Here is a 598-nt window from a genome sequence, read left to right as displayed (position 1 = left end):
ATGATTCAGGGCCGCCGCTTGCAGCATGGAGGCGGCCATGGCGGACCTGTTCTGGCTCTCGGACGAGCAGTGGGCGGTGATCGAGCCGCTCATGCCGCGCAACCAGCCCGGCCCCGAGCGCGAGGACGACCGGCGGATCATCTCCGGCATCCTGCACGTGCTGACCTGTGGCTGCCGCTGGCGCGACTGCCCAGCCGAGTACGGGCCGCGCACCACGGTCTACAACCGCTTCAACAGGTGGTCACGACGCGGCTTCTGGCGAAACATGCTGGCGGCCCTGGCCAAGGCGGGATGGTCGGGCGAGGCGGCCGCCATCGATAGCACTTACGTGCGGGCCCATCGCTCGGCTCACGGGGGCAAAGGGGGGCGACAGCACAGGCCATCGGCCCTTCGCGGGGTGGTCAGACGACAAAGATCCACGCCCTCGTCGACGTGCTGGGCCGCCCCGGTGTCCTGCTGCTGACGCCGGGCAACGCCCGTGACGTGCGCACCGCCCCAGCGGTGCTGGCCGAGGCTCCCGGCCGCTTGCGACGCCTGATCGCCGATAAGGGCTACGACGCCGATTGGCTGCGGGCTGATCTGCGGGAGAAGGGCATCA

Annotated in this window: 1 pseudogene; it reads left to right on the top strand. The window is 70.1% G+C overall.

What is annotated here, in order from left to right:
• Positions 1-37 precede the first annotated feature (37 nt).
• A pseudogene (locus ACKUB9_RS34385) lies at positions 38-598 on the top strand (IS5 family transposase); the annotation flags it as partial.

This window comes from Methylobacterium oryzisoli, assembly GCF_046557895.1.
Taxonomy (GTDB): domain Bacteria; phylum Pseudomonadota; class Alphaproteobacteria; order Rhizobiales; family Beijerinckiaceae; genus Methylobacterium; species Methylobacterium oryzisoli.
Note: the sequence above shows the minus strand (reverse complement) of the source record. Positions and strands in the feature narration are given on the sequence as shown.